19 protein-coding genes are annotated in these 18,662 nt (G+C 64.6%); 13 read left to right on the forward strand and 6 right to left on the reverse strand.

Annotation, left to right across the window (positions count from 1 at the left end):
* Nucleotides 1-79: 79 nt before the first annotated feature.
* The gene (locus AB7M16_RS00715; protein ID WP_271498485.1) at nucleotides 80-610 is read left to right on the forward strand and encodes a DedA family protein; all 531 of its coding nucleotides are present in this window, start codon (nucleotides 80-82) and stop codon (nucleotides 608-610) included.
* 40 nt (nucleotides 611-650) lie between these two features.
* On the opposite strand, the gene AB7M16_RS00720 is transcribed toward AB7M16_RS00715, so the two are convergent.
* Nucleotides 651-1,652: an MBL fold metallo-hydrolase gene (locus AB7M16_RS00720; RefSeq protein WP_453942856.1), complete on the reverse strand. Its 1,002-nt coding sequence runs from the start codon at nucleotides 1,650-1,652 to the stop codon at nucleotides 651-653.
* A gap of 423 nt (nucleotides 1,653-2,075) precedes the next feature.
* Here AB7M16_RS00720 and AB7M16_RS00725 point away from each other — a divergent pair, with 423 nt between their 5' ends.
* Nucleotides 2,076-2,744: an FMN-binding negative transcriptional regulator gene (locus tag AB7M16_RS00725; protein WP_453942857.1), complete on the forward strand. Its 669-nt coding sequence runs from the start codon at nucleotides 2,076-2,078 to the stop codon at nucleotides 2,742-2,744.
* The gene (argC, locus tag AB7M16_RS00730) at nucleotides 2,741-3,724 is read left to right on the forward strand and encodes an N-acetyl-gamma-glutamyl-phosphate reductase (protein ID WP_172789137.1); all 984 of its coding nucleotides are present in this window, start codon (nucleotides 2,741-2,743) and stop codon (nucleotides 3,722-3,724) included. The genes AB7M16_RS00725 and argC overlap by 4 nt, the downstream gene beginning before the upstream one ends.
* Nucleotides 3,725-3,870: 146 nt before the next feature.
* On the opposite strand, the gene AB7M16_RS00735 is transcribed toward argC, so the two are convergent.
* From AB7M16_RS00735 to AB7M16_RS00745, 3 genes are all read right to left on the reverse strand, one after another.
* The gene (locus AB7M16_RS00735; protein ID WP_453942858.1) at nucleotides 3,871-4,638 is read right to left on the reverse strand and encodes an outer membrane protein; all 768 of its coding nucleotides are present in this window, start codon (nucleotides 4,636-4,638) and stop codon (nucleotides 3,871-3,873) included.
* 178 nt (nucleotides 4,639-4,816) lie between these two features.
* Nucleotides 4,817-5,215, reverse strand: a complete 399-nt coding sequence (locus tag AB7M16_RS00740; protein WP_172789140.1) for an MAPEG family protein — start codon at nucleotides 5,213-5,215, stop codon at nucleotides 4,817-4,819.
* Nucleotides 5,216-5,279: 64 nt separating this feature from the next.
* Nucleotides 5,280-7,088 carry a PHA/PHB synthase family protein gene (locus AB7M16_RS00745; protein ID WP_453942859.1) on the reverse strand — a complete coding sequence of 603 codons (1,809 nt, stop codon included), beginning with the start codon at nucleotides 7,086-7,088 and terminating at the stop codon, nucleotides 5,280-5,282.
* A 254-nt stretch (nucleotides 7,089-7,342) separates the two neighbouring features.
* On the opposite strand from AB7M16_RS00745, the gene AB7M16_RS00750 reads away from it, so the two are divergent.
* The 6 genes from AB7M16_RS00750 (at nucleotide 7,343) to AB7M16_RS00775 (ending at nucleotide 12,834) form a co-directional block, all read left to right on the forward strand.
* The gene (locus AB7M16_RS00750; protein WP_453942860.1) at nucleotides 7,343-7,618 is read left to right on the forward strand and encodes a hypothetical protein; all 276 of its coding nucleotides are present in this window, start codon (nucleotides 7,343-7,345) and stop codon (nucleotides 7,616-7,618) included.
* A gap of 228 nt (nucleotides 7,619-7,846) precedes the next feature.
* Nucleotides 7,847-9,067, forward strand: a complete 1,221-nt coding sequence (locus tag AB7M16_RS00755; RefSeq protein ID WP_172789143.1) for an LL-diaminopimelate aminotransferase — start codon at nucleotides 7,847-7,849, stop codon at nucleotides 9,065-9,067.
* Nucleotides 9,068-9,095: 28 nt separating this feature from the next.
* Nucleotides 9,096-10,412, forward strand: a complete 1,317-nt coding sequence (locus AB7M16_RS00760) for a homoserine dehydrogenase (RefSeq protein WP_172789144.1) — start codon at nucleotides 9,096-9,098, stop codon at nucleotides 10,410-10,412.
* 138 nt (nucleotides 10,413-10,550) lie between these two features.
* Nucleotides 10,551-11,552, forward strand: a complete 1,002-nt coding sequence (gene glpX / locus AB7M16_RS00765) for a class II fructose-bisphosphatase (protein ID WP_453942861.1) — start codon at nucleotides 10,551-10,553, stop codon at nucleotides 11,550-11,552.
* A gap of 147 nt (nucleotides 11,553-11,699) precedes the next feature.
* Entirely contained in the window at nucleotides 11,700-12,419 is a 720-nt protein-coding gene (locus AB7M16_RS00770; protein ID WP_453942862.1) for a haloacid dehalogenase type II, read from the forward strand.
* Nucleotide 12,420: 1 nt separating this feature from the next.
* Nucleotides 12,421-12,834, forward strand: coding sequence for an ASCH domain-containing protein (locus AB7M16_RS00775; protein WP_453942863.1), 414 nt, complete (start codon nucleotides 12,421-12,423; stop codon nucleotides 12,832-12,834).
* Nucleotides 12,835-12,945: 111 nt separating this feature from the next.
* Here the strand turns inward: AB7M16_RS00775 and AB7M16_RS00780 are convergent, their stop codons facing one another.
* Both AB7M16_RS00780 and AB7M16_RS00785 read right to left on the reverse strand, forming a co-directional pair.
* Nucleotides 12,946-13,917, reverse strand: a complete 972-nt coding sequence (locus AB7M16_RS00780) for an MBL fold metallo-hydrolase (RefSeq protein ID WP_453942864.1) — start codon at nucleotides 13,915-13,917, stop codon at nucleotides 12,946-12,948.
* Nucleotides 13,918-14,108: 191 nt separating this feature from the next.
* Nucleotides 14,109-14,774 (reverse strand): GntR family transcriptional regulator, encoded by a 666-nt coding sequence (locus AB7M16_RS00785; protein WP_453942865.1) that lies wholly within the window; start codon nucleotides 14,772-14,774, stop codon nucleotides 14,109-14,111.
* 115 nt (nucleotides 14,775-14,889) lie between these two features.
* Here AB7M16_RS00785 and AB7M16_RS00790 point away from each other — a divergent pair, with 115 nt between their 5' ends.
* The 4 genes from AB7M16_RS00790 to AB7M16_RS00805 all read left to right on the forward strand — a co-directional run bounded on the left by AB7M16_RS00790 (nucleotide 14,890) and on the right by AB7M16_RS00805 (nucleotide 18,654).
* The gene (locus tag AB7M16_RS00790; protein ID WP_453942866.1) at nucleotides 14,890-15,684 is read left to right on the forward strand and encodes an enoyl-CoA hydratase/isomerase family protein; all 795 of its coding nucleotides are present in this window, start codon (nucleotides 14,890-14,892) and stop codon (nucleotides 15,682-15,684) included.
* 9 nt (nucleotides 15,685-15,693) lie between these two features.
* The gene (locus AB7M16_RS00795; protein WP_453942867.1) at nucleotides 15,694-16,947 is read left to right on the forward strand and encodes a CaiB/BaiF CoA transferase family protein; all 1,254 of its coding nucleotides are present in this window, start codon (nucleotides 15,694-15,696) and stop codon (nucleotides 16,945-16,947) included.
* A gap of 53 nt (nucleotides 16,948-17,000) precedes the next feature.
* Complete coding sequence (locus AB7M16_RS00800) at nucleotides 17,001-17,993, forward strand: Bug family tripartite tricarboxylate transporter substrate binding protein (protein ID WP_453942868.1); 993 nt, start codon at nucleotides 17,001-17,003, stop codon at nucleotides 17,991-17,993.
* Nucleotides 17,994-18,171: 178 nt separating this feature from the next.
* On the forward strand, nucleotides 18,172-18,654 hold the full coding sequence (locus AB7M16_RS00805; RefSeq protein WP_212258628.1) for a tripartite tricarboxylate transporter TctB family protein: 483 nt from the start codon (nucleotides 18,172-18,174) through the stop codon (nucleotides 18,652-18,654).
* Nucleotides 18,655-18,662 lie beyond the last annotated feature (8 nt).

An 18,662-nucleotide genomic window follows, 5' to 3' on the forward strand; every position in this document is an offset into this window, starting at 1 on the left:
TTGATGTCACACAAGTCCTTGGCTTACCAGTCCTTTTCATCGAGCAGCACCTTGAGACGGGGCGGGAAGGCTTTTTTGGATGGAGCAGTTTGCGCACGCCCTGGCTGACTTCGTGCGCGTTCACCAGGCCTGGGCGGCGCCAATCGTGTTCGTGCTGGCGTTCGGCGAGTCGCTCGCGTTCATCTCGCTTCTGGTCCCGGCCTGGGGTGCGCTGGTGGCCATCGGCGCACTGATCGGGGCGAGCGGCATCAGCTTCTACCCGGTCTGGATCGCCGGCGGCCTCGGCGCGGCGCTGGGCGACTGGGTCTCCTACTGGTTCGGCTACCGCTACAAGGAGAGGGTTGCCCAGATGTGGCCGCTCTCGCGTTATCCGGAACTCCTGCCTCGAGGTGAGGCCTTCGTGCGCAGCTGGGGCATCCCCAGCATCTTCATCGGCCGCTTCTTCGGCCCCTTGCGCGCCTCCGTGCCGCTCGCGGCCGGCATTTTCGAGATGCCCTATTGGAGTTTTCAGGCCGCCAATTTCGTCTCGGCCCTGATCTGGTCGGCCGTGCTGCTGCTGTTCGGCGACGTGCTCGCCAAGATCATGGAATGGATCTGGCGGGTGATCTGACCGGGCAACCGGGCCGCCCGGTCAGGGCGTCAGGCCAAGCCTACAGCGTTGCGTTCCAGATCGCGGGGATCCAGCGATAGCCGGAGCCGTCCTTTTCCTTCTCGATCCGGACGAGACCGGGGAAGGCGGCGTGGAAGGCCTGGATCGGCATCTTCTCGGCAATCGCCATGTCGTAGAGCTTGCGCCGCGTCTGCTGTGCCAGCGGTTTGTCGACATCGGATGCGATGTTCCATTCGGGATGCTTCACGAACAGGAACGCTGCGCCCGCGGTGATATCCACCTGTACAAGCACCTTCTCGGCGCCGGAGGCGACGACAAAGGAATTGTGGCCCGGCGTGTGGCCGGGGCTAGCCACCGAGGTGATACCGGGCGCGACTTCCTTTCCGGGCTCATATTGCGTGACCTTGCGGCCCAGGGCATCGAACACGCGGCGGATGTTCTTGAAATTGTTCTCGAGGATCGGATTGCCCATTCCCTTGCTCATCTCGCCTTCGTCCATCCAGAACTTCCATTCCGCCGCCGGCACCATGATCTCGGCATTGGGGAAGGCGGGCTTGTTCTCGGCTGCCAGCAGGCCGTTGATGTGGTCGCCATGGAAGTGGGAGATGATGACGGTGTCGATCGCCGCGCGGTCGATGCTTGCGGCTGCCAGGTTGTTGTGGAACTGGCCGACCTTGCCCTTGGTCTGCGCGAACTGGTCGGGCCCAAGACCGGTGTCGATGACGACGAGCTTCGGTCCGGTGTTGACGACCACGGGGTTGAATGTGTGGGTGACCTTGTCGGTCGGCAGGTGATGTTCGGCGAAGACCTTGTTGATGTCGTCCTTGCTGGCACCGGCCGCGTAATTGTCGGTCAAATTGACGGTGGCAACGCCGTCGCAGACCACCGTGACCTGATGGGTGCCGACATTGTAGCGATAAAAGCTCGCATTCTGCTTTTCGGCCGGGGGCGCGGCGGCGCTCGCGGGAGAGGTCTTCACGAAGGGCAGGAGCGCCGAGGCGGCGGCACCGGCCAGCGTTGCGCGACGGGTGATCTCGGTCATGACGATGTCCTGAGGCTGGGTTGCGAAAGGGAGGACCCGGCGAGGTTGTGGCCCGCCGGTCATTCTCGGGAACACCCACGCTTAAGGGAAATTCCGCTGCAAGCCGATGACATCCGTGCGGCAACGTGCCGTCACCAGTGCGGCAACGTGCCGTCACCAGTGCGGCATTGTGGCGGTCGGCCCCGGCATCCCGCGAGCCGATTTGGACTTGACCCTGGAACCCGCAGGCCTTATAGCCGCGCGCCATGATCAACGCCGCGACCATCCTGTTCGCTCGCCGCCGCCGCCGCAGCTTAGCGGTTTGGGCGGTCGATCGCGTTTGAGATCATCGTCTTTGCCGCTGGACCCGATCCGCGGCATCCTCTCTCCTGTCAGCGCGATCTGATCCGGCGGCCCCCCGAGGAGGCCCAGCAGGAGACCACGATGTACACGCCACCCTTTTTCAAGCAGGACCGCGCCGCGAGCCTGAAATTCGCCGAGGAGCGCGGCTTCGGCACCATGTGCGCGTTCGACGGCAGGAAGCCGATCGCCTCGCCATTGCCGTTCTATTTGACCTATGCCGCAGACGGCACGCCGCATGCCGCGTTTCATCTCGCCCGTCACAATCCGCTGCTAAAGCAGGCGGGCGGCGATGCGTCGTGGCTGCTCGCGGTCAACGGCCCCGATGCCTATGTATCGCCGGACTGGTACGTCTCGCCGGATCAGGTTCCGACCTGGCTCTACCAATCGGTGCATCTGAGCGGTCCAGTACGGCCGTTGTCGGATGAGGAGCTCGCGGTGCAGGTCGACACGCTCAGCGACAAGTTCGAGAATTGGCTGCTGCCGAAGAAGCCATGGACCTCGGACAAGATGACGGCGGGCCGGCTGGAAGCGATGAAGAAGGGAATCGTGGGTCTGGTCATGACGGTTGAAGAGGTCGAGGGCAGCTTCAAGCTCAACCAGCACAAGTCCGACGCCGACTATACGGCGATCGCCAATGCGCTCGGCGCGCAGCCCGCGGCCGACGCCAGGAAAATCGCGCAACTGATGCAGGACGTGAGGCCGGAAGCCTTTGCGGCCGAGACCAACGAGCTCGAAAGGAGCGTTCCATGAGCCTCACCGAAACCACGAAAGCCCCGATCACCGGCGCGGCCAAGAAGCCCGCCACCGTCTTCGTCGACGGCGGCTCCGGCACCACCGGGCTCGGCATCAACGAGCGGTTGAAGCTCCAGAGCGACGTTGCGGTCAAGACCATCGCCGACGACAAGCGCAAGGATCCGGCCGCCAAGAAGGCACTGATGGAGGAGGTGGATCTCGTCATCCTCTGCCTACCCGACGACGCCGCCAAGGAAACCGTTGCCCTGGTCGACAGCATGGGCAATCAAGGGCCGAAGGTGCTGGATGCCTCGACCGCCTACCGGGTCGCGCCGGACTGGGCTTACGGCTTTCCGGAGCTGACGCCGGACCAGGCCGGCAAGATCAAGGCCGCGAAGAAGGTCTCCAATCCCGGCTGCTATCCGACCGGCGCGATCGCGCTGTTGCGGCCGATCGTCGATGCTGGCCTGCTGCCATCGGATTATCCCGTCACCGTCAACGCGGTGAGCGGCTATTCCGGCGGCGGCAAGTCGATGATCGCAAGCTTCGAGGATGGCAGCGCGCCGTCCTTCGAGCTCTACGGCCTCGGCTTCGAGCACAAGCATCTGCCGGAGATGCAGCTCTATTCGAACCTGACGCGGCGGCCGATCTTCATCCCCTCGGTCGGCAACTATCGACAGGGCATGCTGGTTTCGGTGCCGCTCCAGCTCGACACGCTGCCGGGCAAGCCTGGCGGCGCCGACCTGCAGGCGGCGATGGCGAAGCGTTACGCCGGCTCGAAATACGTCAAGGTGATGCCGCTGCAGAGCGAGGCGAGCAAGGGCGGCCGGCTCGAGCCGGAGGCGCTCAACGAGACCAACATGCTCGAGCTCTACGTCTTCGCCAGCGACAAATATCACCAGGCGCTACTGGTCGCCCGGCTCGACAATCTCGGCAAGGGCGCATCCGGTGCAGCGGTGCAGAACATGCGACTGATGCTCGGCCTGCCGGAGGAGTAGGGCAGTCTCGTGTCCCGGACGCGGTGCAGCCCTTAGCGCTGCTCCGCAGAGCCGGAACCCAGAACACGACAAGCGAAAGCAAGACCATGGGCCCCGGCTCTGCAGCGCACCGCCAAGAGGCGTTGCACTGCGTCCGGGGCACAAGCTCAGTACTTCGCGACGAGCGGCCCGCCGAACCGGTAGTTGATGCGGGCGGTGATCAGATCGACGTCCTGACCGATCCGATCGGTGCGCGAGAACGTGCCGGCAGGCGCCAGCGCGCCGGTGGAGGTCAGCGTGACGTCGCGCCGGCCCATGAACAGATGGTCGTATTCGAGGCCGACCGACCAGTTCGGGGCAAAGCCGTACTCGAAGCCGACGCCGACCGCGGCGCCCCAACGAGTCTCGTTGGCACGGTCGAACTCGGCTCCGGCCAGACCGCCCGTGCCGGCTCCCCGGTAGCGATCGCTGGTGACGGCGGCGCCGCCCTTCACATAGAGCAGCGCGCTGTTCCAGGCGTAGCCGACCTGGCCGGTGAACAGGCCGAAAGCCTCGATCCGGGTGCGGTTCTCGACGCCGAGAATGGCGCTGGCATTCCGGCCATAGAGATCGGCCCAGTCGCCCTGCGCTTCGAGACCAAACACGAAGGCACTGCTCTGCCAGCGATAGCCCACCTGACCGCCGGCCACCGCGCCGGTCGCATCATGGCACCCTTCGGCAATGCCGGCGCCGAAGCCGGCGATCTGGTCCCAGCACTTGCGCGACGTACCGTATCCGCCATTGGCGCCGATGTAGAAGCCGCTCCAGTCATAGATCGCGGCGATCATCGGCGGCGCCTTGGTGTAGGGGCGGGCGGCGAGATCGGCGGCACCGGCCTGCGTCGTGATGGCTGCGAGCGAGAGCGCGCCGAGCGCGGATGCAATCTTCCAATTCATGTCTGCCCCGAATCAATCAATTGCGATGGGTAAATATAGCTGTGGAAGAACGAGCCAGCGCGTTGGCAGAGCGGCCGTTGCCGATTCTTCCGGACTGTCATCCTTCGGCAACAGTCTATCGGTCATCCAACCGCTGGTTGCGGCTGCGAAAGCGTGACTTCGGCGCAAGCCTGCCGCTTCAAACCAATCCGAAGATCGCCAGCGCCAGCACGGCCTGGGCGAGGAAGCCGACGGTGAAGGCGAGGGTACGGAACACCGGAATTCCGAGCGCATACACGATGGTGTGCGCGACGCGCGACCAGAAATAGACGGCGCAGGCGAGGACCGTCCATTTCGTGGAATAGTCGATCGCGTTCAGGATCAGCACCAGCGGGGCGAAGATAATGAGGTTCTCGACCGCGTTGTCATGCGCGAACATCAGCCGGTTCGCCCATTCCGCCTGCGGCTTGTCGCCCCGCGAGGGGTTGGCCATGGCACCGCTCAACCCGCGAACCTGGCAGCGGTTGATGATGTAGGGAATCCACAAAACCCCCGTCAGGATCACCGTCAGTGTCAGCCAGAACAATTCGCGTGTCATAGTGCCGGTCCCCTGTGTCGTCGCTGGATTGAGGCGTGTCTATACGAAAGCGCGCCGGATTCCGCTACGCGCGAACTCTGACATAGCTGCCGGGCGCGTCCTCGATCGGCGGGAAAGCTTCGCTGCCGACCGCGCGCGCCGGGACTTCCTCGGGATCGAGCTCGCCCAGCCATTGGCGCCAGTCCGGCCACCACGAGCCCTTGTGCTCCACGGCGCCCTTCATCCACTGCGCGACGTTGACGTTCTTGATGTTGTCGTTGGTCCAATATTGGTACTTGTTCGCGGCAGGCGGATTGACCACGCCCGCGATGTGGCCCGAGCCGGACAGCACGTATTTCACGGGGCCGCCGAAGAACTGCGAGCCGTACAGCACCGATTCAGCGGGCGCGATGTGGTCCTCGCGGGTGGCGAGGTTGTAGACGGGCACCTTGACCTTGGAGAGATCGAGCAGGGTGTTCTCGAGCACCATCGTGCCGGTGGAGAGCCGGTTCTCGAGGTAGCAATTGCGCAGGTAATAGGAATGGTTGGCCTGGGTCATCCGTGTCGCATCGGAGTTCCAGTGCAACAGGTCGAACGCGCTCGGCTGCTGGCCCTTCAGATAATTGCTGACCACATAGGACCAGATCAGGTCGTTGGAGCGCAGCATGTTGAAGGCCATCGCCATCTTCGAGCCTTCGAGCACGCCGGCCGTCTTCATGTCGTGCTCGAGCGCTGCGATCTGCTCCTCGTCGACGAACACGAGGAGGTCACCGGCATGGGTGAAGTCGACTTGCGCCGCGAAGAAGGTCGCGGACGACACGCGCTGGCGGCGCTTCTCGGCAAGCCAGGCCAGCGTGGTCGCGAGCATCGTACCGCCGACGCAATAGCCGGCGGTGTGCACCTTCATCTCGCCGGTGACCTTCTCGATCACGTCCATCGCCGTGAGGGGGCCTTCCTTCATGTAGTCTTCCCAGCCCTTGGTGCCGAGCCGCTTGTCGGGATTGACCCATGAGACCACGAACACGGTGATGCCCTGGTCGACGCACCACTTGATGTAGGATTTCTCCGGCTTGAGATCGAGGATGTAGAACTTGTTGATCCAGGGCGGCACGATCAGGAGCGGGGTGCGCAGCACCTTCTCCGTCGTCGGCGAATACTGGATCAGCTGCATCATCTCGTTCTGGTAGATCACCTTGCCCGGCGTCGTCGCCATGTTGACGCCGACGACGAGATTGTCCGGGTTGGACTGGCGGATCTTCAGCATGCCCTTGCCGGCGGCGATGTCCTCGGCCAGCATCTTCAGGCCGCGCGCGAGGTTCTCGCCGCTGGACGCCACCGTCTCGCGCAGCACCTCGGGATTGGTCAGCACGAAGTTCGACGGCGAGAGCGCGTTGGTGACCTGTTGGACGTAGAACTCGGCCTTGCGGCGCGTGTTCGGATCGAGCCCTTCGGCGTCGCGCACCAGTTCCTGCGCCCATTTGGTCGTGAGCAGATAGAGCTGCATGACGAAGTCGAAGAATTGGTTCGACTTCCACTCCGGATCGGCGAAGCGCTTGTCGCGCGGCGAGGGCGCGATCGCCGGCTCGGCGTTCTGACCGGCCAGGCGGCGCGCCGCCGAGCCCCAGAGGTCGAGATAGTCTTTGGCGAGCTTGGTCTGCAGATCGGACGAGCGCGAGGAGTCCGATAGCCAGTATTCGGCGACCGCGGTGAAGGTCTTGACCATCTCCGTGAGCTCGGGCGGCGGGCGGTCCTGCACCTCGCCGCTCTCGCGCGGCTTAAGGTAGGCGGCCAGCGCCTTGCCACCGCTCTCCATCGCCCGCGCGACGTTCATCGCGAAGGCTTCGGCATCGAACTTCGTCTCGGGTTTCGGCGTATCGGTGGTGGCCATACTCATGAGCAGAACAGTAACGATTCATTCCGTATTCGTCACCGCGAAGCTCGCATGTTTGACGTTAAACACTCTCGAAGATGTGTTGCACTGCGACAAATCTTCTTGGTTCCGTCACAATCGGGCCGCACGGCTCGGTTTGTTGGGCATCGGCTGTTTTCTCGCTCCTACCATTTTGGGCAGCAATGGTTTGAGCTTGGGTGCGGTCTTGGGTAAGCTTGCCCGGGGCCGTGCTTTGGGACGAGTAGGGGATTTCCCAAGTGTTGGCGGTATGGGACCTGCAAAAGACGCTGCCGATCTGCGGCGCGGTGCTGATCGCGGCGCTCGCCCTGGGCGGGTGTTCGAGCCAGTTCGCGGATATGGCGCCTGCGGATGCGCCGCCGCGTGCCAGGGAGCCCGGCACCTATCTGCCGGTGCACGATCTGCCGCCGGATCGCGACCAGGCGATCATCCCGCTGGAGCAGCGCGCCAAGATCGAAGCCGAGCTCGCCGCCGCGCGCGACCGCCAGGCCGCTGCCGCCAAGGACGGCAAATAGGCCCGTGACAGCGAGACCGGCAAGGTAATCGCTGGCGCGTCCGTGTTGCCGTGCTAAAAGACCTCGGTTCAGCCAAGAGTCAGGGCGAACGACTTCAGTCTTCGTCGCCGACGATTGCTCTAAGTATTTGATTTTGAGTAATTTTCGCGATGAGACCTGAGGGCTTTTGGAATGGCCCTCGCGGCCCCTCGATTCTGTCCTGACCGGTTGCCCGGAGCCCAGAGAGCCATGGAAGAATTTTACCGCATTCGCCGCCTTCCGCCGTACGTGTTCGAGCAGGTCAACCGGGCCAAGGCGGCTGCGCGGAATGCCGGCGCCGACATCATCGACCTCGGCATGGGCAATCCGGACCTGCCGGCGCCGGCGCACGTGCTGGAGAAGCTGAAGGAGACGCTGGGCAAGCCGCGCACCGACCGCTACTCCGCCTCGCGCGGCATCCCCGGACTGCGCCGGGCCCAGGCCGCCTATTACGCCCGCCGCTTCGGCGTGAAGCTGAACCCCGACACCCAGGTGGTGGCGACGCTGGGTTCGAAGGAAGGCTTTGCCAACGTGGCGCAGGCGATCACCGCGCCCGGCGACGTCATCCTCTGTCCGAACCCGAGCTATCCGATTCACGCCTTCGGCTTCTTGATGGCGGGCGGCGTGATCCGCTCGGTGCCGTCAGAGCCGACGCCGCAATTCTTCGAGGCGGCGGAGCGCGCGATCGTGCATTCGATCCCCAAGCCGCTCGCGCTCGTCGTCTGCTATCCCTCGAACCCGACCGCCTATGTCGCGAGCCTGGACTTCTACAAGGACCTCGTCGCCTTCGCCAAGAAGCACGAGATCCTGATCCTGTCCGATCTCGCTTATGCCGAGGTCTATTTCGACGAGAGCAACCCGCCGCCCTCGGTGCTGCAGGTGCCGGGCGCGATGGACTGCACCGTCGAGTTCACCTCGATGTCGAAGACCTATTCGATGGCCGGCTGGCGCATGGGCTTTGCGGTCGGCAATGAACGCGTGATCGCTGCGCTCGCCCGCGTCAAATCCTACCTCGATTACGGCGCGTTCACGCCGGTGCAGGTCGCGGCGACCGCGGCGCTGAACGGCCCGGACGATTGCATCAAGGAGATGCGCGACACCTACCGCAAGCGTCGCGACGCGCTGGTGGAATCGTTCGGCCGTGCCGGCTGGGACATCCCGCCGCCGGAAGCCTCGATGTTCGCCTGGGTGCCGCTGCCGGAAGCCTTCCGCAGCATCGGCAGCATGCAGTTCGCCACCCTGATGGTGGAGAAATCCGGAGTCGCGGTGTCGCCCGGCGTCGGCTTCGGCGAGCATGGTGAAGGATATGTCCGCATCGCCATGGTGGAAAACGAGCAACGGATCAGGCAGGCCGCGCGCGGCGTGCGCCGCTTCCTTGAAAGCGGGATCGAAACGTTGCACAACGTCGTTCCGCTCGCCAATCGGCGTTAATTCTCTTCTGCAGGTTTTCTGAAGTATCATGGTCGCACCCCTGAAAGTGGGCATAGCGGGGCTCGGCACCGTGGGTGCCGAAGTTGTCCGCTTGATCGAAACGCAAGCGCGCGTGCTGGCGGGACGCAGCGGCCGCGGCATCCGCGTCGTTGCCGTCACCGCGCGTTCGAAGGCGAAGAAGCGCGGCATCGACCTGCGCGGCGTCGACTGGGCCAAGGATCCGATGGCGCTCGCCACGCATCCGGAGGTCGATTGCTTCGTCGAGCTGATGGGCGGCGCCGGCGATCCCGCGCTGTCGGCGGTGGACGCTGCGCTCAGTGCCGGCAAGTCGGTCGTCACGGCCAACAAGGCGCTGCTCGCCAAGCACGGCCTCAAGCTCGCCAAGGCGGCTGAAAAGCACGGCGGTGCGCTGAATTTCGAGGCAGCCGTCGGCGCCGCGATCCCCGTCATCAAGACGTTGCGCGAAGGTCTTGCCGGAACCGGCGTCAACCGCGTCTACGGCATCCTCAACGGCACCTGCAATTACATCCTGACCCGGATGGAGCAGGAGGGCCTGTCCTTCGCCGAATGCCTCAAGGACGCGCAGCGGCTCGGCTATGCCGAGGCCAACCCGTCCTTCGATGTCGACGGTCACGATACCGCGCAGAAGCTCGCCATTCTCGCCAGCCTCGCTTTCGGCACGAAAGTTGCTCAAAGCGCCGTGTATGTCGAAGGCATCTCATCCATTGCGCCGGAAGATCTTCGCGCCGCCGCCGATCTCGGTTACCGCGTCAAGCTGCTCGGCGTTGCCGTTCGCACCGCCAAGGGCATCGAGCAGCGCGTGCATCCGACCATGGTGCCGAAATCCTCCTCGATCGCGCAGGTGATGGGTGTCACCAATGCGGTCACGATCGATGGCGAGGGCATTCCGCCGATCACGCTGGTCGGCCCCGGCGCCGGCGGTGCCGCGACCGCATCCGCCGTCGTTGCCGACATCGCCGACGTCGCGCGCGGCATCCGCGCCAATCCGTTCGGCCGGCCGATCGCGCAGCTCCGCGACACCAAGAAGGCGCCGATGGAGCGCCACGAGGGCGGCTATTACATCCGCCTGCTCGCGCGCGATTTCCCCGGCACTGCGGCCGCGATCGCGACGCGGCTTGCGGAGCAGAAGATTTCGATCGAGTCGATCGTGCAGCGTCATCCCAATGGCGGCGCAGCACCCGCTGACGGCAAGGCGGTCCCCGTGCCCGTCATCCTGATCACATATGCGACGCATGAGGACGCCGTGCGCCGTGCGCTCGCTGCCGTGCAGAAGGACAAGGTGATCAGCGGACGGCCGCAGGTCATCAGGATTGAGAAGAACTGAGCATGCTCCGGAAAAGTGTGACGCGGTTTTTCGGCAAGAGCATGCTCAAACCATAGAGCACGGTTCGAACGAACTGTGGGTGTTGCGAGTTGATGCGGACGGAGATTTCCGTCCCAAACGTTTCGAAGGAGTGAGCCGATGTCGACCCATATTGAAGTCCCCCCGCACGCCTTGCTCGAGCGCATTCTGACGCTGGAGATCGTGCGGGTGACGGAGCGGGCGGCGGTGTCGTCGGCGCGGTTGCGCGGCCACGGCAACGAGAAAGCGGCCGACCAGGCCGCGGTCGACGCGATGCGGCGCGAGCTCAACAAGCTGCCGATCCAGGGCACCATCGTGATCGGCGAGGGCGAGCGCGACGAGGCGCCGATGCTGTACATCGGCGAGCAGGTCGGCCTCAAGGCAGGTCCCGAGGTCGATATCGCGGTCGACCCGCTCGAAGGCACCACGCTGTGCGCCAAGAACATGCCGGGCTCGATCGCCACCATGGCGATGGCCGACGGCGGCACGCTGCTGCACGCGCCCGACGTCTACATGCAGAAGCTCGCGATCGGCCCCGGTTACGACAAGGGCGTCGTCGATCTCGATGCCTCGCCGGCCGACAACGTCCGCCGCCTCGCCAAGGCCAAGGGCGTCAAGGCGGAGGGTATCACCGTTCTCGTGCTCGACCGTCCGCGCCACGCCGACATCATTTCGAGCGTGCGCTCGACCGGCGCTGCCGTGCGCCTGATCACCGACGGCGACGTCGCCGGCGTCATCCACTGCGCCGACCCCGACAACACCGGCGTCGACATGTATCTCGGCACCGGCGGTGCACCGGAAGGCGTGCTCGCCGCCGTGGCGCTGCGCTGCATCGGCGGCCAGATGCAGTGCCGCCTGATCCTCGACTCCGACGAGAAGCGCGAGCGCGCCGCCAAGATGGGCGTCAACGATCCCAAGATGATCTACGGCATCGAGGACATGGCACGCGGCGACTGCCTGTTCGCCGCCACCGGCGTCACCACGGGCTCGCTGCTGTCAGGCGTCAAATTCCGCAAGGACGGCGTGATCGAGACCGAGACGGTCGTGATGCGCTCGGTCACCGGCACGGTGCGCTACATCAAGGCCGAGCACCGCGAGCTGGCCAAGTTCCATCTGGACTGATCCAGGCAACACCAACTGCCTCATTCCGGGGCTCGCGAAGCGAGAGCCCGGAATCCATCGGGCGGCAAACTCCGACGCGAAATGGATTCCGGGCTCGATGCTGCGCATCGCCCCGGAATGACAACAAAAACAATCGGAGGAAGCGCCATGTCCGATCTCTCCGCCGTCAAAGCCCTCGTCTTCGACGTCTTCGGCACGGTCGTGGACTGGCGCACCAGCCTGATCACCGACTTCATGTGGTGGAGCAAGCAGCGCGGCATCAGCGCCGATTGGACCGCGCTCGTCGACGGCTGGCGCGGCATGTACATGGCCTCGATGGACGACGTGCGCAAACATCCCGAGCGCGGCTATGTCATGCTCGATGATCTTCACCGCCGCTCGCTGGAGCAGCTCGTCGAGAAATTCGCGATCAAGGGCCTCACCGAGGCCGATCTCGATTACCTCACCAAGGGCTGGCATCGGCTCCATCCCTGGCCCGACAGCGTCGCCGGCCTGACGCGGCTGAAATCAAAATTCGTGATCTCGCCGCTGTCGAACGGTAACGTCGCGCTGCTCACCAACATGGCGAAGTTCGCCGGCCTGCCGTGGGACCTCATCCTGTCGGCCGAGCTGTTCGAGCATTACAAGCCCGATCCGGAAACCTATCTCGGCGCCGCGCGCCTGCTCTGCCTCAAGCCGGAAGAGGTGATGATGGTCGCCGCCCACAATGGCGATCTCGCGGCCGCGCAGAAGAACGGATTGAAGACCGCCTTCGTCGCGCGACCGACGGAGTACGGGCCGCTCCAGAAGGTCGATTTCGAAGCAACCGGCAATTGGGACATCGTCGCGAAGGATTTTGGCGGCATCGCCGACAAGCTCGGCTGCTAGGATGGGCAAGCAGATCCCCGAACGATATCGAGATCTGCGAACCTTCGCGTTCGGCGACAGCCCTGCGCTGGCGGACGAATTGGTCGACCTCGTCGTCAAGGGTATCAAGACCGCGACGTGCAGCACCGAGGACGAGCCGAACACCTCTACGCCCGGTGAGCGCTGGGTCGTGCTCGACGGGCGCGGAGAGCCGCGCTGCGTCATCGAAACCATCGAGGTGACATACCGGCGCTTCAATGAGGTCGATGCAGCCTTTGCACACGACGAGGGAGAGGGCGACCGGAGCCTGGCTGATTGGCGCCGTGCCCATCAATCCTATTTCGGCAGGCTCGGTCGCTACAGCGACGACATGATGCTGATGTGCGAGCGATTTCGCCTGGTCGAGGTCTTCGGCGATGCCGGTATGGATCCATAGGGGACGAGGAGATCCTAACTCTGGATCGCTCGTACGAGACCGGCTTGTGGGGCGCCTCGTGCCGCGAGAAACAGTCCGGGCGGCCCGCGCCGCCCGGACCTGAACTGATAGCTACAACGTCATCTTCATCGGCTCCGGATAGTAGCGGAAGCCATCTCCGGCCTTGGCGACGTGGCCATAGCCAGGCCAGGCGAAGTGATAGGACATCACCGGGATCTTGTTCGCCGCCAGCATCGTCAGCAGCTTGACGCGCGACTCGGCCGCCTGCTTCGGGTCGGAGTCGTAGGAGAACTCCATCCGTGGTTTCTCCAGCAGCAGCACCGAATGGTGCGAGAGATCGCCGAGGAAGGCGAATGACTTGCCTGCCGACGAGACCATGAAGATGGTGTGGCCGACGGTGTGGCCGGGCGCCGCGATCGCCTGCACGCCGGGCAGGAATTCCTCGCCATCCCTGAAGAACTTGATCCGCTCGCGGACCGGCAGCAGGTTCTTGCGGGCGTGGACGACGAAGTCCTTTGCCGCGCTGCCGAGCTTGCCTTCGTCGGTCCAGAAGTCGAAATCGCTCTGGGCAATGTAGACTTGCGCGTTGGGGAACAGCGGCTTGCCGCCCTCGTCGACGATGCCACCGATATGATCGATATGGGCATGCGAGCACACGACGGCATCGATGTCCTCCGGCTTGATGCCGGCCTCCGTCATGCTCTTCTGCTGACGTCCGGTGCTGGCGCCGAACATCTTCGATGAGCCCATGCCGGTGTCGAACAGGATGAGCTTGTCGCCGGTGTTGACGATCGGAGAATTCTGTTCGAGCACGACATTGTCCGGCGACAGGAAATTGTCGGCCAGCATCTTCTTGACCTCTTCCTTGGGAACGCCGGTGAAGGTCCCGGAGGGATCGCCGAGCGGAAGCGGTCCGTCGGATACGACGGTCACCTCGGCATCGCCGAGAACGAAGCGGTGCCAGTAGGGCGTCTGGGTGCCGAGCTTGGGCGCCCGCGCCATCGCGCTGCTGCCGAGCATGGCGCTGGCGCCGAGCCCGGCTCCGAGTGCGAGTAGGGATCGACGCGAGACGTCAAGTGTCATTCGTATCCTCCATTTTCTGTTTTGATCCGCGCGATTGTTCGCGCGTGATGTGCGGCCTTGGGCCGGCAGCGGGATGCTGCGCCGGTTCAGACAGGCTCGCAAGAGGAAACGGATTGATGATCGCGTGGCGCGCAAGGATCAATCAATGATTGTGTCGCGATTGTGTTCGCTGGATCGTCGCTGCAGAAATCTCACGCGATACGGAGCGAGGGCTCACTTGCATCCGTCTCGGCAAAGCCCGCCTGCAGCACCTCTTCGCGCTTGTGACGAAGATGCGCCCGCAGGATGTGGGCGAGGCCGACTCCGTCGCGGCGCTGAAGTGCGTTGAGGATCGCCTCGTGCTCCTTCACGGCGAGCGCCCAGCGCTGCGGCGTCATCGGCGTGACGTAGCGCGCGCGCCGGATGCGCGCGGTCACCGAGGCGTAAAGCCCTGCGAGCACGGGATTTCCGGCTGCGGTCACGATGCCTTCGTGGATGGCGCGGTTGCCGCGATAGTACTGGATCAAATCGCGGTCGCGATAATGCTGCACCATCTCGTCATGCGCGGCGGCGATCGCGTCGATCTCGGCATCGCTGATGCGCTCGCAGGCGAGTTCGCCGGCGAGGGCCTCCAAGCCCTGGCAGACCTCGAACAGGTCGCGCATGTCCTTGTCGGTCAGTTTTGCTGCGCGCGAGCCGCGATGCGGCAGCAGCTGCACGAGCCCTTCCGCGGCCAGGACCTTGAGCGCCTCGCGCAGCGGCGTGCGCGAGATTTCGAGCCGCTCGCACAGCTCGCGCTCGGGAATCCGCGCGCCCGGCGGAATTTCGCCGTCGAGCAGGATGGCGCGGATGCGGCCGACAACCTCCTCGTGAAGCATGGAAGCGCTCCGTTTTGAATGCAAAAGCGGGATTATATGGCGATATTCGGAAGTTCCCGCTTGCTAATCGCAAATTTTGCATTCAAAAATGTAAAAAACAAGAGGACATGAGGAAATGGACCTGGCTACGGAGGCGGACGACCTCGTTTTTGAATGCAACGACGGCATCGGGCGGATCACCTTCAACCGGCCGCAAGCCCGCAATGCCTTTACCTTCGCCATGTACGAGCGGCTCGCCGCGATCTGCGAGCAGGCCGACCGCGACCCTGCGATCAAGGTGCTTGTACTGCGCGGTGCCGGCGACAAGGCCTTCGCTTCGGGCACCGACATCAACCAGTTCCGCGAATTCAGGACGCCGCAGGACGCCATCGATTACGAGAACCGCATCGATCGTGTGCTGACCACGCTGGAGCAGTGCCGGGTGCCGACGATCGCGGCGATCAACGGGTTCTGCACCGGCGGCGGCGCCGGCATTGCCGCGGCCTGCGATCTCCGCATCGGCACGAAAAGCGCAAAGATCGGATTCCCCATCGCCAGGACGCTCGGCAATTGCCTGTCGATGTCCAATGTCGGCCGTCTCACCGCCCTGATCGGCGCGGCGCGCGTCAAGGATCTCATCTTCACCGCGCGCCTCGTCGATGCCGCGGAGGCCGCAAGCGTCGGACTGCTCGGCGAGGTCGTCGAGGATCTTGCCGCCCTTGAACGACGCGCGGACGAGGTCGCCCGGCTCGTTGCGAGCCATGCGCCGCTGACGCTGAATGCGACCAAGCAGGCTGTCGGCCGCCTGCAACGGCGGCTGACGCAGGACGAGGGCGAAGACCTCATCCTGATGTGCTACACGAGCCAGGATTTTCGCGAAGGGCTCGATGCTTTCCTCAACAAGCGCGCGCCGCAATGGCGCGGCCAATAGGACGAGCCGATGCAAAGTTCACAATCCACCTCTCGCCGTTCGGGGCCGCTGGCCGGCCTCAAGGTCATTGACCTTACCCACGTCATGGCCGGACCGACCTGCACCTTGATGCTCGCCGACATGGGCGCCGACGTCATCAAGATCGAGAAATGGCCGAACGGCGACGACACCCGCCATTCGGTGCCGCCGAAGATCGGCGACGAGGCGGCGTCCTTCCTGATGATGAACCGCAACAAGCGCGGCATCGTGCTGGATCTCAAGACCGACGGCGGCAAGGAGGTGCTGCGCCGGCTGATCGCGAATGCCGACGTGCTGGTCGAGAACTTTGCGCCTGGCGCGATGGAGCGCCTCGGCTTCGGCTATGAGGCGCTCAACGCGGAATTCCCGGCACTGATCTATTGCTCCCTGTCGGGCTTCGGCCGTACCGGCCCCTACAAGCATCGCAGGGGATTCGACCTCGTCGCGCAGGCCATGAGCGGCATCATGAGCTTTACCGGCGAGCGGCCCGACGGTCCGCCGGTCAAGTGCGGGCCGCCGCTGTCCGACATCACGGCCGGCCTGCTCGCGAGCATGGGCATCCTTGCGGCCTACACCCATCGCCTCAAGACGGGCGAGGGGCAGTGGGTCGAGACCTCGCTGTATGAAGCCGCCTTGGTGCAGACCTATTGGCAGTCGACCATCGCGCTCGCCGCGGGCACCGCGCCGCGCGCGATGGGCTCGGCGCATCCGCTCAACGCGCCGTATCAGGCCTTCGAAGCCTCGGACGGCTGGCTCGTGGTCGGCGGCGCCAACAAGAAGCATTGGCTGTTGATGCTGGACGCGCTCGGCGCAAGCGAGCTCGCCGACGATCCGCGCTTCGTCACCGGCGCCGATCGCATGGCCAATCTGAAGGAGCTCGAAGCCGTCCTCAGCGAGCGCTTCCGCACCCAAACGCGGGCGCATTGGCTCGCGGCGCTGGACGAGAAGGGCGTGCCGTGCGGCCCCGTGCACGACATGCTGGAGGCGCTGAGCGATCCGCAGACGCTGGCGCGGGAGATGGTTGTCGAGGTCGAGCACTCCACGCTCGGTCCCGTCAAGACGATCGGGCTTCCCATCAAGTTTTCGGAGACCCCGGGCAAAGTGCGATCAGGCGCACCGGTCTATGGTGAACACACGCGAGAGGTTCTGGCCGAGCACGGGTTCGACCAGTCACGAATCGAAGCGCTCGAAAAAGAAGGCGCAATCGTTTCCGCCCAGGAAAAGCGCGAGGAACGCGTCGCCTGAACGGACGTCGATACGACAACAATAAAAGACAAAAAAATCAGCTGGAGGAAATCATGGGTCGGACGTCAACATTTCTGCTCTCCGCAGCCGCAGTCGTGCTCGCCGGCACCATGCCGGCGCTCGCCGCCTGGCAGCCGCAAAAGCCGATCGAGTTCATTGCCACCGCCGGCCCCGGCGGCGGCACCGACAATCTCGCGCGCGCGGTGCAGAACATCATCACCAAGCACAAGCTGACGGACCAGCCGATCGTCGTCGTCAACAAGGGCGGCGGCAGCGGCGCCGAGGGCTATGTCTACGGCAAGGCCTCCGCGGGCGATCCCTACAAGGTGATCTTCGGCACCTCGAACGCCTGGCAGCAGCCGCTCGTCTCCAAGGTCGCCTTCAACTACACCGATCTCACGCCGATCGCGGCGATGGCGCAGGACGAGTTCCTGCTCTGGGTCAAGCAGGACGCGCCCTACAAGACTGCGGGCGACTATCTGAAGGCGGCCGCATCGGGCGAATTCAAGATGGGCGGCGCGCAGTCCAAGGACACCGACGAGGTGCTGACCCGCATGATCGAGAAGGTCGGCAAGGTCAAGCTGACCTACATCCCCTTCAAGAGTGGCGCCGAGACCGCCGTGCAGCTCGCCGGCGGCCATCTCGACTCCCACGTCAACAATCCCAGCGAGAGCCTCGGGCAATGGCGCGGCGGCACGCAGCGACCGCTTTGCGTGTTCAGCCCGAAGCGGCTGCCGCAGGGCCCGAAGGTCACCGCGACCGAAGGCTGGGGCGACGTTCCGACCTGCGTCGAGCAGGGCCTCGACATTAAGCAATACGAGCAGCCCCGCACCGTGTGGCTGCCCGGCAAGGTCACGCCGGAGCAGGCCGCGTTCTATGTCGACCTCATGAAGAAGGTGCAGGCGACGCCGGAGTGGAAGGACTACATCGAGAAGACCTCCCAGGTCGACACGTTCCTGACCGGCGCCGAGCTCGACAAGTTCATCAAGGAGGACCTCGAGCACGTCAAGCAGGTCGCAGGCGAGCAGGGCTGGCTGGTCAAGTGAGGCCGAGGATGGCCTTCGATCGCGCAGCCGACTACAGCCCTGGTCCTCATCCTGAGGGGCCCGCCGGAGGCGGGCGTCTCGAAGGATGGCCGTGGATGCGATCTCGCCTGGAGCCGTCCTTCGAGACGCGCGCCAAAGCGCGCTCCTCAGGACGAGGACTGTTTCGCCGGAGCTGCCCATGATCTCACGCCGCACGCTTGAGCTTGCGACCGCCGTGCTCACCGGCAGCTTCGGTGTGGCTGTCGTCGTCTCCAGCCTCGACAACGGCATTGGCTGGTCGAGCGCAGGCGTCGATGCCGGCACGTTCCCGTTCTTGACCGGGATCATCGTCGTGCTCGGCAGCCTCTACAATCTGGGACGAGGCCTGCTGCCGGCCGCGACGCTCGCAAACGTACCGATCGCGATCACGTCCATCGAGCTGCGGCGGCTCGCGGGCCTGTTCGTGCCGGCTGCGATCTTCGTCGCCGCGATCCCGCTCGCCGGGATGTACGTCGCCTCGGCTCTTTACGTCTTCGCGGTGCTCGCGATCCCGCGGCACCAATCCGTGCCGCGCGCGCTCGCCATGGCAGGAGCCACGGCGCTCGCGCTCTATCTCGTGTTCGAGCGCATGTTCCAGGTCAGCCTGCCGCACGGCGCGCTCGCCGCCGCCTTCGGGTTCTGACGGAGGGC

This window comes from Bradyrhizobium sp. USDA 372 (genome assembly GCF_053629095.1).